Source organism: Paenibacillus sp. Lou8.1, assembly GCF_024213565.1.
In the GTDB taxonomy this organism is placed as follows: domain Bacteria; phylum Bacillota; class Bacilli; order Paenibacillales; family Paenibacillaceae; genus Paenibacillus; species Paenibacillus polymyxa_B.
The window spans coordinates 216,895-231,555 of record NZ_JANAVN010000009.1; the positions used below are offsets into that span (position 1 = coordinate 216,895).

The following is a 14,661-nucleotide window of genomic DNA, read 5'->3' on the forward strand; positions in this document are numbered from 1 at the left end:
AAGGCGATGACGAGGCCGCGAGTGAAGCTAAAAGTAACTGACGGTCAATGGATAGCGGAATTAGACGGACATGGATTGGAAGGCGAATCAACGGGGGTACCTTCCACACATGCTGTCCAATGGACTGGCCCAGCGCCTGTACTGAACCCCGAACAGCGAAAAGCATGGCTGGAGCAGCTAAAAGCAGATCCTTTGGACATCTACCGTTTTTTGCAAGGGAAAAACTGTCTATCGCTGGATGAGATCGTTCAGCTAGCAGCTGAGACAGCCACTTCTAGCACGGAGGATGGCGTGGGTGTAGTCGACGAGGTGAAGAAAGCTCTTCAAACCGGTCTGGAAAGCGAGCCGCAGACCTGTCTAGAACTGATTGGAATGACACGGGAAGAGCTATTGGAGTACGTATTCAGTGCTTGGGCCGGGGAGTTATCCCATGTGCAGGGGACATCCCCTGCGCTTGAGTCTACCTCGCGGCCAGAGGGCGGACGCAGCGGATCGGCAGCGATTAGCGAATGGATTGCGGAGTCTGCCGCAGAAGGAGCATTGCATCGTCCCGGTGCGGGCTTTCATGCAATTGAGATTCGTCTGCCGCAGAAGCTTGCTCCTAAGAAGGAAGCGGATATTACAGCTTTGCTGCCGGGTTTACCCCGTGCGGAAGAGGCATTGAAACTCATACGTGAACGGGTAGCCGAGCGGGCCCGAGCTGCAATCCCGCAAAAACGTCATACTCCGTAACAATTCGGGTATATACTTCCTTTTTCGAGTCTATTCGCCTTCATCGAACGGGATAATGGCTTCGAAGAGTGCCAAAAGTTCAGTTACAATGGGGTAACGAAAAAGTCACAGCAAGTCATGCATCAAATGCAATATTGGAGGAGATACCAGCATGAAACGACATATACAACAGACGCGAGCATCTAAGAGATGGACCAAAGCGCTCATTCCGGGGCTGATCCTGCCAGGGCTATTACTGGCAGCCTGCCAGCAGGGAGGATCAGGTGGACAGGAAAGCGAGCCGTTGAAGTCATCTACAGCGGTACAGGAGAATGTACAGCCTTCCGCCCAGCCGGATGCGGGCAATGGCAGCACTAGCGCTGGACAAGCCTCTGCGGGTACAGGAAGTGGACAGGCCGAGCCTGTGATGGCGTTGCGAAGCCAGAGTGCGCTGCAAGCCACGGTTAAGGAAGAGGATGGAACTGCGATTGTCACCAATGCGACTTCTGATACAGTCGTTGTGAACAAAAAGCGCAGCTTGCCTGTAGGCTATGTCCCCGATGACTTGGTGGAGCCGCAGGTGCCTTTTTCCTTCGAGGGACCGCATGAAAAGCGGCATTTGCGTAAGGAAGCGGCAGAGGCACTGGAGAAGCTGTTCGACGGTGCGGAAAAAGACGGCATTGAGCTGCGTGCGGTATCGGGATACCGTTCCTATAAGCGTCAGGTATCTATTTTCAACAACAATGTAAAGACAAAGGGGCAGGAATATGCCTCTAAAGTTAGCGCTGTACCGGGTACGAGTGAGCATCAGACAGGTTTGTCCATTGATGTATCCAGCCCAAGCGTGGGTAATGTGCTGGAGCAATCCTTCGGAGCTTCCAAGGAAGGCGAATGGCTGGAAAAACATGCACCGGAATACGGATTTATTATTCGTTATATGAAGGGTAAGGAAGATGTGACCGGTTATGTGTACGAGCCTTGGCATATCCGTTATGTGGGAATAGACATTGCGGAGGATGTAGCCAAGCAGGGGATGACGCTGGAGGAATATTTCGACGAGAACAATATCAAGCTGTAGCAGTGAAAACCAAGCCGTAATCCTAGGGATTGCGGCTTTTTGTCGTATTTTTCTTCCAAATTGAACCTTTTCAAGGTAGAATCTCGTATAGTGAGCGACGACATAAGCGCTTTGATTTGTTGCAAACCTCATGACAGAAGCGTACAGGAAGGGAATCATCATTTATTATTCATTAACGTATCGCGAATGGTCGGAAGACACTCAAAAGGAACTGCGCAGCCTGACACGGGAATCCGTATCGGGAGATGAGTTGTTTCTACGCAAGCTTGTAGACGCTACGCGTCTCCATGACAAACTATGGTCGCATATATCGAATGAAAGTGAGGAACATACGGATCATTCCGTCTATGTGACTGAATTTACAGGGGAACGTGCAAAGCCTTACGGTGCGTCCATCACAGACCTCGTGCTTGCCAGTGAGGGAGGTTACACTTCCACATACAGTGCAATGTACTGGATATGGCATGAACCTGCATTCCGTAGTATGGACCAGCGGGAAGGTTCGGTATTTACTTTGGAGTTGGCCCAACGGCTATTAGATCACTATACAGTACTGGGTGGCAAAACATATGAATTTATATATTCGGTACTGGACCCTCAGCTGAAAAAGGTACATCTGTTTGTGAAGGAGGTCGATCTGTGATGGAGCATTCCTGGGAAAAGATGAAATCCAAGCCCGGCTCTCGTACACGGATGGCGGCTTTTGCCCTGATGTTGGCTGTCCCAGCTGCTCTGACGGGGTGCGGTGACGACGAGTATTATGACTGCGATGAGCTTCCTGTATCGGAACAAACGGCGTGTCGGGATTCAGGCAGCAGCGGGTATTACTATGGCGGATCGACTTATTATAGTGGAGGATCCTCATACCATAGCAGTCGTTCATCTTCCAGCTCATACCGCAAAAGCTCATCCTCATCTTCCAGCTCACACAGCGGTTTTGGCAGCAGCGGCTCACGCAGCGGCTTTTTCTCTGGGGGTTAAGATGAGCATGCGTACGATTCGGCAATTGCCTTATGAACATGATGAGCTTTTTAAGGGTGAAATCAGCCGTACCATCCCGTATCACCGCATGTATGGCAAATCCTATTGTGTGCCGGCCTTAACGGTATATCGGGAAAGCGAGCTGGCAGAGCTTCAGGTTGCTTCTGAGGCGGTACATCGTATTTATCGCAAGGTTCAGCAATTCGTTCAGCGCTATATGCCGGATGAATACCTGGTGGAACGGTTGGGGATTCATCCGGGCTTGCTGCGTGCTGCACGTATGGAGGCCGAGCCGGATGGGATAACCCGCCAGGATTGGATTGTGGGGGAAGCGGGTATCAAGTGCATTGAGAATAACACCGATACCCCAACCGGGATTCCCGAGGTGGCTTATCTCGAAGGAAAGCTGCTGGAGGTGCTGAGTAGGGATGGAATGTCGGAAGATGACAATGCACTACATGGACCCTCATCTGGAATGGACGAGGCGATTCAGTCTGCCTTGACGGAGCTTATTCATTTTTATAGTCGCAAGGGATTAGGGACAAAGGTGTATTTTGCTTGCTATGACTGGCACATCGAGGATCAGACCAACACCAAATATATTATGCATTTATGTGAACAAGCCGGATTCGAAGTCGTTTATGCTCCTTTGGAAGAACTGGAGATTATCCCGAATGAAGGATTGTATCACCGGGGAGGGCAGATCCACATTCTCTATCGCCTGTATCCGCTGGAATATCTAATTGATGACCGGGAAGAGAATACGGGGCTTGAGGTGGGGCAGGCGCTAATGGATATGGTGGCAGACGGGAAAATAGGATTAATCAACCCGCCGCAGCATATCATTACCCAGAGCAAAGGGTTCACCGCAACCGTGTGGTCACTGTATGAGCGAAATGAGCAAACACCAGAGTTCTGTGGCTTTCGTTTGTTTGACGATCGCGAGCTGGAGGTGATACGAACCTACCTGCTGCCTACGTATTTTGAGCCCTCGGTGTTTATGCAAAATAAAGAGCCTTATGTGGCCAAAGGTATATGGGGACGGGAGGGTAAAGGGACGCACTTGATTGAACATCCTCAATCCGAGGAGATGCTGAAAGGCGCCTTGGGAGAGGTTGAACCTGCGGAGATTGACAACCCTGATCAGCTTCACCAAGCTGACGCTCCACGAACGCCTGACCAGGAGGAAGCCGCACATATTGCCGCTTATTACGAGGGACAGCCTAAGATTTATCAGCGGCTGTGGCCGATGCAGAGCGCAGAGGTACAGACCGACGAAGGATTATTTCATGGCTATGTACTAACAGGTATATTCGTGATTGGGGGGCGTTTTGCGGGTGTCCTGCCGCGAATCGGTGAAAAGGTAACAGGTGATATGGCCTACTATTGCGCCGCCGCCGTTGCCACCGCACCTCCTAATCCGCACGTTATATAAGCTGAATTAAAAAATGTATAATATTCGAACATATCTGTTCATTTTCACAAGTGAGGATTTTGCAAAATCCTGAAGTATCATAAGGAGGAAGAAAATTGGACTCTTATATCAGTTTGGGGAACGCATTGGGCAATGTAGGTATCGGCCTGCTTATCCTATTTGCTATCTTAATCGTAGGTTATTTTGTGTTCAGTTTGCTGACACGTTATAACGATAATCAAGAAATCGCACGCGGCAATGAGGCGGCAGGCATCTATATGGGTGCAAAGCTGCTAGGTCTGTGTATCATCGTGGGGATGGTGTCGTACAGCAGTCATTCATGGCTCGAAATGCTGACATGGTCGGCCGTAGGCATTGTAGTATTGTGTTTGGTCTATGTGATTTTTGATCTGGTGACGCCGCGTACCAAGGTGTGCGAGGAAATTGCCAAAGGCAATGTGGCTCTGGCACAGCTGCTGCGCTCGATCATCGTCGGGGTGTCTTTTGTCGTAGGTACATTTTTGATGTAGTCGACATAGAGAAGGAATACCAAGGATCTGCAATACCGGACAACGGAGCTGCAGATCCTTTTTTTATGGAACATTGCATTCACTGCCCGGCATCAGACTGTTGAATTAAAGGTTGCAACGATCACTTCCTGCGGGGACTATTCTATAAAGCAACGGGTGATACTGCATAGCAAAAGGAATTTGCCACAGAGTTCAAACCAAATAGAAGAGAAGGGAATTCTGAACATATGAGTACCTCCACCTCACCAACCAAACAAATTCGGATGGGTATCATTGGCCTGGGTCTTATCGCTGAATATCACATAAGATCACTGCACACCATCTCGGGGGTATCTATTGTGGCCGTTAGTGATGTGAATCCCAATCGCCTTCAAGCTATCGGAGAACAATTGCAACTGCCTGCTTCCAAGCGGTACGCCCATTATGAAGCATTAATCCGTGACCCAGAGGTAGATGCGATTCTGTCGCTGACACCCAATGATGTGCATTTTGACATTATTCGTATTGCGCTGGAAGAACACAAAGCTGTACTGGCAGAAAAACCATTGACTCTCACATGGGAGGAAGCGGATCAGTTGAAAAAGCTATATACAGCGAATCCGGTGCCTTTGCTGGTTCACTATAAGCATCGCTACGGCGCGGCCTTCCAATATACCAAGCAACTGCTGGATGAGCAAAAGCTGGGCAAAATCTATAACATTCAATTTCGTTATCTAATGGATGCATTTGCGCCGTATCGTCAGCATCCGTATACATGGCGTCACAATTTGGCCAAGGCTGGTTCTGGGGTAGTGGGGGATACAGCCTCACATATCATTGATCTGGCCCGTTTTCTGGTGGGTGAATTTAAAAGTGTCGCAGCGCTGCTACATACCATTACACCCGAGCGGTTCGATCCGATCACGGGTCTGCCTGTAAAAGTGGATGTGGAAGATCTCGCTGCCTTTCATGGCATCGTAGGCGACAATACCGTGGGAACCTTTATCACTCATAAAAATGCCATCGGCATACGGCACGATATCGAAGTCGATATCTATGGGGAACTTGGTACGCTGCACGCCAGCCTCAATAACCCGGAAAGTATCCGCATTGTGCTGCGTGACCTGGAACACCCGGGTGCCGAATACGAGAGTTGGGCTGTCCCTGCAATCTATAATCATACGGCCTATGAAGATTTTGTTGAGCTGGCAAGGGGAAAGTCTGTGGATCGTGCTCCCTTATTCGAGGACGGCTACAAAAACCAGTGGGTACTTGAGAAAATACTGCAATCCTGGAAAGAGAATGGACGTTTAGTAGAAATGTAGGGATGTGAGGGGAGTCGCTGAAATTCCAGCAATGACAAAGAGTATAAACATGCTGTGACCCGCAAGAGGGTTCCTTGGAAAGAGCAGCCATCTTGCGGTTTAGCAATTCAATATCTGTAAAGACATCTTTTTCATCATTTTCACATCGCCACGCTTATATCACTTCAAATCAATCCTGCCTCAATCTTTTCAATAATGGTCAGCAAGAAGGATTCAGCTAAGCTGTTTTTCAAAATAGCTTGCTTGGCTTCCTCCAGTGTAAACCAACGTGCTTGATCTACCTCCGTACTAAGAACATCCAACTGATCGTCATTCACAATGGATACAAAATTCAGCATCAGTGTATTGCTTCGTTCAAAATACTCGCTGCGCATATATTGATACTCATCGACTTGTAATCCTACTTCTTCCTTAACTTCACGCACCAATGTCTGCTCGGCGGATTCACCCTTGTTCACATAACCTGCCAATAAAATGAAGCCTTGAATATTGTACTGCTGTATGAGCAGCACCTTATCTCTCTGACTATTCAATACAGCGGTACTGATCGCAGTGCTGAATATCGGGAAACGAAAGACCTGGCATGTATGACAAAAGGGGATAGTTCCTTCGCCTTCACACTCCTTCACCATCAATTTTGTTCCGCATTCATAGCAATATTTCATGTAAGCTCCACCCTTGTATCCCATTTTTAAAATTGTAAATGTTGCTTTTAATGCCGTGTTTGTACTGCAATACTCATCATCTTAATTCTACGATCACTGTTCCTACGGACGCTTTATTTCTTCGCTTGGTCTTTATCCCTTTTCTTGCTGCGTTCTTGCCCGTCTAGCCCCGATCAGCCGCCAGCCTGTTAACAATGCCGCCACAAGACAGATGGACGCGGACGTCATAAAGACTACATGCATGCCTGCCAGAAAAATTTCTGGATGACCCGAGACCAAGCCGGTGACCCGATAACCAGCCTCTTTACTCATAATATAAAAGAGGATCGATGTGGCCAAAGTGATCCCCACAACCATACCGACGTTGCGAACCAGCGAATTGACACTCCCGGCTGAGCCAAGCTGTGTGCGGGGTACCGTGGACATAATCAGCGAGTTGTTCGGCGATTGGAATAAACCACTGCCAATGCCCAACATGGCAATCCACAGACCCACGAGCGGGATAGAGCTGCCTGCATGCAATTGGGCCAATCCAATTTGGGCAATAACCATAACGACCAGCCCGGCGAATGTAAGCAGTTCAGATCCGATTTTATCGGAAAGCGCACCGCTGAGAGGGGCCACAATAACCATCGAGATGGGGAGCAGCATCAGCAGGAACCCGGCATGAAAAGGCGACAAGTTCAGCATATTCTGCGCATAAAAGGGCGAAATGATGTTAAAGCAAAAGTTAGCGACGAACACCAGAAAAGCACACAAAATACTGAGCGAAAATAACGGATTTTTGAATAGCGCGAGCTGTAAGAGCGGCCCAGGACGACGAAGTTCCAACCTAATGAACATGGCAAAAGCAACTACAGCCACCACCAGCGAAGTAACGATACGTTTGTCGCCATACCCGACCTGCTGTCCCAGCAACAATCCGACGAACAAAGTGAGAATAAAAATAGCAAATACCAAGCTACCGGGAACGTCAATTTTATCTTTCACCTTGATCAAATCCTTCGGCAGAAGCTTCCAGCCAAGAAAGACAGCGACCAGCCCTACCGGTACATTGACCCAGAAAATGTACTGCCAGCCCAGCGACGAGACAATAATACCGCCCAAGCTTGGCCCGGCGATACTGCCCAGAGAAACGAAGGTTCCAATGAGGCCAAGTGCTTTGCCCCGTTCATTGGACGGGAAGATATCTGTCACGATCCCCTGGCTGTTCGCCATGGTCATGGACGCTCCAAATGCTTGAATAATACGGGAAATCAGCAGCATAGAAAGCGAAGAGCTAAGACCGCACATTAGGGAGCCAAGAATGAATACGATTGTGCCGATTTTGAATATTTTGATTTTACCGACGATATCTCCAAGCTTGCCAAAAAATAAGATAGCGGTACATATCGCCATTAAATAGGCGGTTGTCACCCATTCAATCTGTGCCACGGGTAAATGTAACGTGCGAGACAACACAGGAAGAGCGATATTGACGATGCTTCCATCCAATGTGGACATAAATGTAAACAGATTCAAAACAATTAAAATCAGCCAACGTTTCTTCTGGACTTCGATATTCTCTTGATAGGTTGTAGCCGTTGTAGCTGTTGTAGCAGTTGAACTCATCATTACACCTCGTTATCGTTAACAATTTCTATTTAGTTGCACGCGCAACTAAATGAACGGTTCTAGTGTACAGCAAATTAGTTGCGTGCGCAACAATATTGTTGTAAACTTTGCTTTGGTCCCAACTGGGGATTTGTCATTTTCAAGCCAATGAGGTGTATTTGATGAGAAAAAAACCGATTGGAAAGCTAATTTCCCACTTGTACCGTCGAAATCAAAAAATACTGTCCAAAAAACTGGGCCCTTACGGAATCGGCAGTGGAGGACAACACAGCTTTTTAAAGCTCATTTTGCAGCGACCGGGCATTACACAAGAGCAGTTGACGAATGAACTTAAATTTGACAAGGCAACCACGGCACGCTCTGTGAAACAATTGGAGGAATCAGGCTATATTGAACGAAAAACGGACCCAAATGACCGCCGTTCCTATCTTGTATCTCCCACGGCCAAGGCGTTAGAGTTTGCCCCTGTCTTACAAGGAATATTGGACGAGCTCAATGTCAGCCTTGTCCATAAACTATCCGAAGAGGAAGAGGATCTTCTTATCGACTTACTGCAAAAGATTAGTATAGACCCTGACGAATAAACAAATAAAGAGTTAGCCAGAGGATCGTGGCAGGTAAAAGAAAAAGCAGCCCTCACAGAGGATACTCTGTGAGGGCTGCTTGATACCACTCATTCAGTCCATGCCAATTCCTTTGAACGCATTCATGACTAATTGTCGCACATAGGAATCGTCTAATGGATAACCAGTTACCAGCAATCGATAAAAAACGGGCCCATAAATGAGATCGATACATAATTCAATATCGAGATTATCCTTCAATTCTCCGCGCTCTATTCCGCGCTCAATAAGAAGCCTGGCCTCAAGTCGCCGAGGGTGGAAATATCGGGTCCGGTATGCCTCTGACAATCCTGAATCAAGTTGCCCTTCGCCTATTAACTCCGTAATGATTTTACCCTCTCGGCTTATTAAGAACCGCACTAAATTTGTGGCATGAATGAGAATGTCATCTAATACACAACCCGTGTCGGGCACGGGCAATCTTGCTATGGTGGCTGACAGGAAACCATCCATTACTACTGCAGCTTTGTTAGGCCACCATTTATAAATGGTGGCTTTGCTCACTTTTGCTCGCTCAGCAATTTTTTCTACCGTAACCGCCCCAAAGCCTTGCTCCAACAGTAGATCATAGGAAGCGTTAAGGATAGATTTTTGCGTCTCGACATTACGTGGACGTCCTCTTTTGCTCTGCACTGGAATGCTCACCTTCTTAATAGATATAAGTAAACGCGAAAAATAAACTATACGTTCAGTATATCAAATATTATGTGAAATAAAAAAGTTGATTTTGCCTATTTACAAAACGAAACGTTCAGTATATTATTTGATTATCGAATTAGTGAACTATACGTTTAGTATTTAAATTAATGAGGAGGATTATTATGCAAAGAGAACAACAAGCCTTAAAAAGTAACCGTATCTCAAATTGGATGATGTTTTTGTTGGCAGCCGCATGCGGCCTTATTGTTGCCAACCTGTACTATGCTCAAACCCTTGTAGGACCTATTCACGTTGCTATGGGTCTTTCTTCTACAGCAGCGGGCTTCATTGTCACCTTAACTCAAATCGGTTATGTGGTGGGTTTGCTATTTATCGTACCGCTCAGCGACATTATTGAAAATCGACGGCTCATGGTCATATCGCTAATTATCACAGTCTGTGCATTGGTTGTTGCCGCTTTTGCCACCAATGCCCCGTTGTTCCTGACCGCATCCTTATTCATTGGAATTGGATCTGTGGTAGCCCAGATACTGGTGCCGTACGCCACCTATTTAGCATCCGAAGAGCAGCGCGGCCGCGTTGTTGGGAATGTCATGAGCGGACTCCTGCTAGGCATTATGTTCGCACGGCCAGTAGCAAGCTTTATCACCAGCATCTGGGGATGGCAAGCCGTATTTATTTTGTCAGCCATTGTCTTGACGCTGTTGACGATTCTGCTCTCACGAGCTCTTCCAGAGCGCAAGCCTGTGCCTACGGTATCTTACAGTAAATTAATTTTCTCGCTAGGCACTCTTTTAAAACAAACGCCTGCACTGCGCCGTCGTGCCCTGTATCAAGCCTGCCTATTTGGTGCCTTCAGCCTATTTTGGACTGTTGTTCCTCTACGTTTGGCGGATGATTTCGGAATGTCTCAACAAGGGATTGCATTGTTTGCTTTAGTAGGCGTAGGCGGTGCAGTAGCTGCCCCGATTGCCGGGAGATTGGCTGATAAAGGCTGGAGCAAAGGTTTAACCGGGTTAGCTATGATCATTGCAGCCTTGTCTTTTTTGCTCATTTATCTTTTTCAAAGTCATTCGACGGTTGCACTCGTACTTCTCTTTATTTCAGCGATTACACTGGATATGGCTGTATCGGGAAATCTTGTACTTGGACAGCGTGTGATTTACTCCTTGGGAAGTGAGGCGAGGGGGCGTCTGAACGGATTATTCATGTCTATTTTTTTCATAGGCGGAGCGATTGGATCATCATTAGGTGGTTGGTCGTATGCGTTAGGAGGTTGGAATTTTAGTTCTCTGATTGGAGTCGTCCTGCCTGTGCTGGCTTTGCTGTACTTTTTCACTGAGAAAGAAACGAGTGGAGACGTGCGAAAGAAACAAACCACCTGATAGAGGTCGGCTTTAAGCTATGCCGTACGCAAAAACATAATCATTAAAATGGCTGTTCCCAAGAGAAAACAAAGGGGCGAGTAGAGCACAGTGTCCCACTTTGCAAAAACAGTTCCTTTTTTTCTCTTAAAGAACCCTACCCATTTGAAATCTCCTATATAACAGTGTTTTTAGAGCTGTGTAAATATGGGCACATGAGCTCCCTTAGCTAGCTGATGCATAGGAGGCATGAAATTACATAAACGCCCACTTGAAATACCTGCGAATTTGATCTATAATGCTGTAGCATATAGTGATATTCAAGGCATTGACCAAAGACATGATTTCCTTGAAGGGCCGTTCAGAGAGAAAAGACGAGGCTGAGAGCTTTTCCGGCAACCGCATGTGAAGTTACCCCTTTGTAGCCGTGACGTTGAACATGTAGCTGTGCAATATGGCAGTAACATCAGTAAGCGCCTACCGCTTTATCCCCGTTAACGGATACCAATGGAGGGTCACGCATGTCGTGCATGAGCATGTTCCGATGAACATAAATGTACGCACAGGAGCGGGCCGAACTAGGGTGGAACCACGAGCTGAACGCACTCGTCCCTTGAGGGAGAGAGGCGTTTTTTTTGCGTTCAATTTTGATATAGAACACAATTTGAAATGGAGGCTTTAATCGTGAGTATTCAAGTGAAATTGCCAGATGGAGCCGTACGCGAGTACGAGCAGGGCGTAACAATTGCCGACGTGGCGGGTTCGATCAGCTCCGGGCTGAAAAAGAACGCCGTAGCAGGTAAAGTGAACGGGAAGGCTGTAGATCTGAACACCGTTTTGGATCAGAACGTTGACCTTGAAATCATTACGCTGGACGGTGCAGACGGTCTGGAAATTTATCGTCATAGTACAGCGCATTTGCTCGCTCAGGCGCTCAAACGCATTTACGGTGAGAAAAACGTGAAACTGGGTATCGGTCCGGTCATCGACAGCGGCTTCTACTATGACATTGATATCGAAAACCCATTGTCTGTTGACGACTTGGCCAAAATCGAGAAGGAAATGACGAAGATCGCACAGGAAAATCTGCCGATTACACGTCGTGTGGTCAGCCGTGAGGAAGCCACTCGTATTTTTGGAGAGTTGGAAGATCCACTGAAGCTGGAACTGATTCGTGATTTGCCGGAAGAAGCGGAAATTACAATCTATGATCAAGGCGAATTTTTTGACCTGTGTCGTGGCCCGCATTTGCCATCAACTGGCCGCATCAAAGCTTTTAAACTGTTGAGTGTAGCGGGCGCATACTGGAGAGGCGATTCCAACAATAAGATGCTGCAACGTATCTACGGAACAGCATTCCCGAAAAAAGCACAACTAGATGAGCACCTGCATTTGCTGGAGGAAGCGAAAAAACGCGACCATCGCAAGCTGGGTAAAGAGCTGGAACTGTTCATGTTCTCCGAAGAAGCACCGGGCATGCCGTTCTACCTGCCTAAAGGTATGGTTGTCCGCACTGCATTGGAAGATTACTCCCGTGACATTCAACGTCTGCATGGCTATGAGGAAGTACGTACACCGCTGATGATGAACAACCGTCTGTGGGAACAATCGGGACACTATGAGCATTACAAGGAAAACATGTACTTCTCCGAAGTGGATGAAACTACATTTGCTCTGAAACCGATGAACTGCCCAGGGCATATGCTTGTGTTTAAAAATGAGCTTCACTCTTACCGCGATCTGCCAATTCGTATAGCCGAATTTGGACAAGTGCATCGCCATGAGCTGTCCGGCGCGTTGAACGGTATGATGCGTGTTCGTACATTCTGTCAGGATGATGCGCATATTTTCGTCACACCAGGTCAGATTGAACAAGAAATTACAGACGTAATTAAGCTGATTAACGAAATGTATAGTGTGTTTGGCTTTGACTTCACAGTGGAATTGTCCACACGTCCAGATGACTTTATGGGCGAGCCAGCACTGTGGGATCAAGCGGAACAAGCTCTACAAAACGTGCTGGATCACCTGGGCATCAACTACCGTATTAATGCGGGAGATGGAGCATTTTACGGTCCGAAAATTGACTTCCACATTCTCGATGCGCTCAAACGCAGCTGGCAGTGCGGAACGATCCAATTGGACTTCCAAATGCCTGAAAAATTCGACCTCACTTATGTGGGCGAGGACAACCAGAAGCACCGTCCAGTCGTTATTCACCGTGCCATCTATGGTTCGATTGACCGCTTCATGGGCATCCTGACTGAGCATTTTACAGGTGCATTCCCATTGTGGTTGGCTCCTGTTCATGCGAAGCTGTTGCCAGTATCCGAGAACTATATCGAGACTGCCAATGAGATACAGGATACGTTGCTGAAAGCAGGTCTGCGCGTCGAAGTGGATACTCGCAATGAGAAGCTTGGTTATAAAATCCGCGAGGCGCAATTGGAGAAGGTTCCATATATGTTCGTTATCGGGGAAAATGAAAAAACAACCGGTACTGTAGCGGTTCGTAAACGCGGCGAAGGCGATCTGGGATCACTCAGCATTTCGGACATCGTTGAGAAAATCAGCACAGAGATTCGCGAGAAACAGTAATATTTGATCGGAAAATGTGTAAAAGAGCCATCAAAACCATGATGAACGTGGTTTTGATGGCTCTTTTTTTGTACCCAATACATAAAATCCAGCGTAAGACTGAACCATAGTTTTTGCAGCCTCAACTGAATTCTCAAATTATCTTGTACACAAATACTTAGCAGGTTTGTGGCCGTGAAGTGGCGTGATCTGCAGGGAGGGAGAGTGTCTTCAAGGACGTCTCTTCGGATTGTTTGGCCGGGGATTCTTCCGCATCCTGTTCCTCGCTAAGCGATAAAATTTCGCCGCGCAACTTCAGCATTTTCTGATCCAGTTCGTAGGTTGCACGTGCAGCTTCGGTCAATCCATTAACGACATGTTCAGGCACTTTCTTATCGAACTTATAGTACAAAATATGCTCCATACTGGCCCAGAAATCCATAGCCAATGTACGCAATTGAATTTCAACCTTGATCCAGCGTGTGCCTTCAAACAGGATCAGCGGAATTTCCACAATGACATGCAGGCTCTGGTAGCCGTTGGGCTTAGGATGGGCTATATAGTCCTTGACCTCCAGAATACGAATGTCTTCCCGTGTGTGAAGATGATCCATCAGACGATAAATATCTTTCACAAAAGCGCATACCACGCGCATTCCAGCGATATCATGAATTTCACGCAATATATTGTCCAAGGTCACTTCATGCCCTTTGCGCCGAACCTTTTCCACGATGCTGTGGGGCTCTTTGATCCGGGTTTTAATATGCTCAATCGGGCTAAAACCGTCTAACAGCTTCCATTCCGTCTGGATTAGCTTAATTTTATTCTTTAATTCCTCCAGAGCCAGCTGATAAAGGACGGGAATCTTTCTCCACTCCTCTAGTTGCTTGGCGTCGACACTGTTTTGATCCAGCTGTAGCTGAAATTCCTGCAGGGGTAATGGGACAGCATTCAGGTGCTTCCAATCCGGTTCATTCACAGAGCATTCTCCTAAATGAGGCTTATGATGTCCTCGATCTTTTTCGTAAAAATGCATTATCGTATACATTGTACACTATGTCAAAACCTACAGGCAAAGGAGAGACGATCAAAGAAAAAAGAAATACGACAAGAATTATAGTGGTAAAACCGAGTAATCCG

Annotated in this window: 15 protein-coding genes; 10 read left to right on the forward strand and 5 right to left on the reverse strand. The window is 47.2% G+C overall.

Going from position 1 to position 14,661, the window contains the following annotated elements; translation table 11 throughout:
* Positions 1-6: 6 nt before the first annotated feature.
* From NLX78_RS14980 to NLX78_RS15010, 7 genes are all read left to right on the forward strand, one after another.
* A complete protein-coding gene (locus NLX78_RS14980) occupies positions 7-732 on the forward strand; it encodes a phosphoribosylglycinamide synthetase (protein ID WP_254326945.1) in 726 nt (241 codons plus the stop codon).
* Between the two features lie 151 nt (positions 733-883).
* Positions 884-1,789: a M15 family metallopeptidase gene (locus NLX78_RS14985; protein ID WP_061829994.1), complete on the forward strand. Its 906-nt coding sequence runs from the start codon at positions 884-886 to the stop codon at positions 1,787-1,789.
* A gap of 130 nt (positions 1,790-1,919) precedes the next feature.
* Entirely contained in the window at positions 1,920-2,432 is a 513-nt protein-coding gene (locus NLX78_RS14990; RefSeq protein WP_254350831.1) for a hypothetical protein, read from the forward strand.
* Positions 2,432-2,770: a hypothetical protein gene (locus tag NLX78_RS14995; RefSeq protein WP_023986799.1), complete on the forward strand. Its 339-nt coding sequence runs from the start codon at positions 2,432-2,434 to the stop codon at positions 2,768-2,770. Before NLX78_RS14990 ends, NLX78_RS14995 begins: the two co-directional genes overlap by 1 nt.
* A 1-nt stretch (position 2,771) precedes the next feature.
* Positions 2,772-4,205 carry a glutathionylspermidine synthase family protein gene (locus NLX78_RS15000; protein WP_254350832.1) on the forward strand — a complete coding sequence of 478 codons (1,434 nt, stop codon included), beginning with the start codon at positions 2,772-2,774 and terminating at the stop codon, positions 4,203-4,205.
* 95 nt (positions 4,206-4,300) lie between these two features.
* Positions 4,301-4,714, forward strand: a complete 414-nt coding sequence (locus tag NLX78_RS15005) for a DUF350 domain-containing protein (RefSeq protein WP_165178869.1) — start codon at positions 4,301-4,303, stop codon at positions 4,712-4,714.
* A gap of 227 nt (positions 4,715-4,941) precedes the next feature.
* On the forward strand, positions 4,942-6,018 hold the full coding sequence (locus NLX78_RS15010) for a Gfo/Idh/MocA family protein (RefSeq protein ID WP_254326949.1): 1,077 nt from the start codon (positions 4,942-4,944) through the stop codon (positions 6,016-6,018).
* Positions 6,019-6,182: 164 nt separating this feature from the next.
* Here NLX78_RS15010 and NLX78_RS15015 read toward each other — a convergent pair whose 3' ends face one another.
* Both NLX78_RS15015 and NLX78_RS15020 read right to left on the reverse strand, forming a co-directional pair.
* Complete coding sequence (locus tag NLX78_RS15015) at positions 6,183-6,683, reverse strand: NAD(+) diphosphatase (protein WP_254350833.1); 501 nt, start codon at positions 6,681-6,683, stop codon at positions 6,183-6,185.
* Positions 6,684-6,815: 132 nt separating this feature from the next.
* Positions 6,816-8,294: an MFS transporter gene (locus NLX78_RS15020; protein WP_254350861.1), complete on the reverse strand. Its 1,479-nt coding sequence runs from the start codon at positions 8,292-8,294 to the stop codon at positions 6,816-6,818.
* Between the two features lie 164 nt (positions 8,295-8,458).
* Here NLX78_RS15020 and NLX78_RS15025 point away from each other — a divergent pair, with 164 nt between their 5' ends.
* Positions 8,459-8,881, forward strand: a complete 423-nt coding sequence (locus NLX78_RS15025; protein ID WP_061829988.1) for a MarR family winged helix-turn-helix transcriptional regulator — start codon at positions 8,459-8,461, stop codon at positions 8,879-8,881.
* Between the two features lie 93 nt (positions 8,882-8,974).
* Here NLX78_RS15025 and NLX78_RS15030 read toward each other — a convergent pair whose 3' ends face one another.
* The gene (locus NLX78_RS15030) at positions 8,975-9,553 is read right to left on the reverse strand and encodes a TetR/AcrR family transcriptional regulator (RefSeq protein ID WP_250259537.1); all 579 of its coding nucleotides are present in this window, start codon (positions 9,551-9,553) and stop codon (positions 8,975-8,977) included.
* 188 nt (positions 9,554-9,741) lie between these two features.
* Here NLX78_RS15030 and NLX78_RS15035 point away from each other — a divergent pair, with 188 nt between their 5' ends.
* Positions 9,742-10,965, forward strand: coding sequence for an MFS transporter (locus NLX78_RS15035; RefSeq protein WP_250267334.1), 1,224 nt, complete (start codon positions 9,742-9,744; stop codon positions 10,963-10,965).
* A gap of 17 nt (positions 10,966-10,982) precedes the next feature.
* Here NLX78_RS15035 and NLX78_RS15040 read toward each other — a convergent pair whose 3' ends face one another.
* Complete coding sequence (locus NLX78_RS15040) at positions 10,983-11,123, reverse strand: DUF3995 domain-containing protein (protein WP_419538107.1); 141 nt, start codon at positions 11,121-11,123, stop codon at positions 10,983-10,985.
* Between the two features lie 505 nt (positions 11,124-11,628).
* Between NLX78_RS15040 and thrS the strand changes: the two genes are divergently transcribed.
* A complete protein-coding gene (gene thrS, locus NLX78_RS15045) occupies positions 11,629-13,542 on the forward strand; it encodes a threonine--tRNA ligase (RefSeq protein ID WP_254350834.1) in 1,914 nt (637 codons plus the stop codon).
* A gap of 157 nt (positions 13,543-13,699) precedes the next feature.
* Here the strand turns inward: thrS and NLX78_RS15050 are convergent, their stop codons facing one another.
* Complete coding sequence (locus tag NLX78_RS15050; protein ID WP_061829985.1) at positions 13,700-14,500, reverse strand: GTP pyrophosphokinase; 801 nt, start codon at positions 14,498-14,500, stop codon at positions 13,700-13,702.
* Positions 14,501-14,661: the final 161 nt, after the last annotated feature.

Excerpts from the sequence above, each read along its gene's own strand:
- NLX78_RS14980 (WP_254326945.1), top strand. The coding sequence starts at position 7 with ATGACGAGGCCGCGAGTGAAGCTAAAAGTAACTGACGGTCAATGGATA.
- NLX78_RS14985 (WP_061829994.1), top strand. The coding sequence starts at position 884 with ATGAAACGACATATACAACAGACGCGAGCATCTAAGAGATGGACCAAA.
- NLX78_RS14990 (WP_254350831.1), top strand. The coding sequence starts at position 1,920 with ATGACAGAAGCGTACAGGAAGGGAATCATCATTTATTATTCATTAACG.
- NLX78_RS14995 (WP_023986799.1), top strand. The coding sequence starts at position 2,432 with ATGGAGCATTCCTGGGAAAAGATGAAATCCAAGCCCGGCTCTCGTACA.
- NLX78_RS15000 (WP_254350832.1), top strand. The coding sequence starts at position 2,772 with ATGAGCATGCGTACGATTCGGCAATTGCCTTATGAACATGATGAGCTT.
- NLX78_RS15010 (WP_254326949.1), top strand. The coding sequence starts at position 4,942 with ATGAGTACCTCCACCTCACCAACCAAACAAATTCGGATGGGTATCATT.
- NLX78_RS15015 (WP_254350833.1), bottom strand. The coding sequence starts at position 6,683 with ATGAAATATTGCTATGAATGCGGAACAAAATTGATGGTGAAGGAGTGT.
- NLX78_RS15020 (WP_254350861.1), bottom strand. The coding sequence starts at position 8,294 with ATGAGTTCAACTGCTACAACAGCTACAACGGCTACAACCTATCAAGAG.
- NLX78_RS15025 (WP_061829988.1), top strand. The coding sequence starts at position 8,459 with ATGAGAAAAAAACCGATTGGAAAGCTAATTTCCCACTTGTACCGTCGA.
- NLX78_RS15035 (WP_250267334.1), top strand. The coding sequence starts at position 9,742 with ATGCAAAGAGAACAACAAGCCTTAAAAAGTAACCGTATCTCAAATTGG.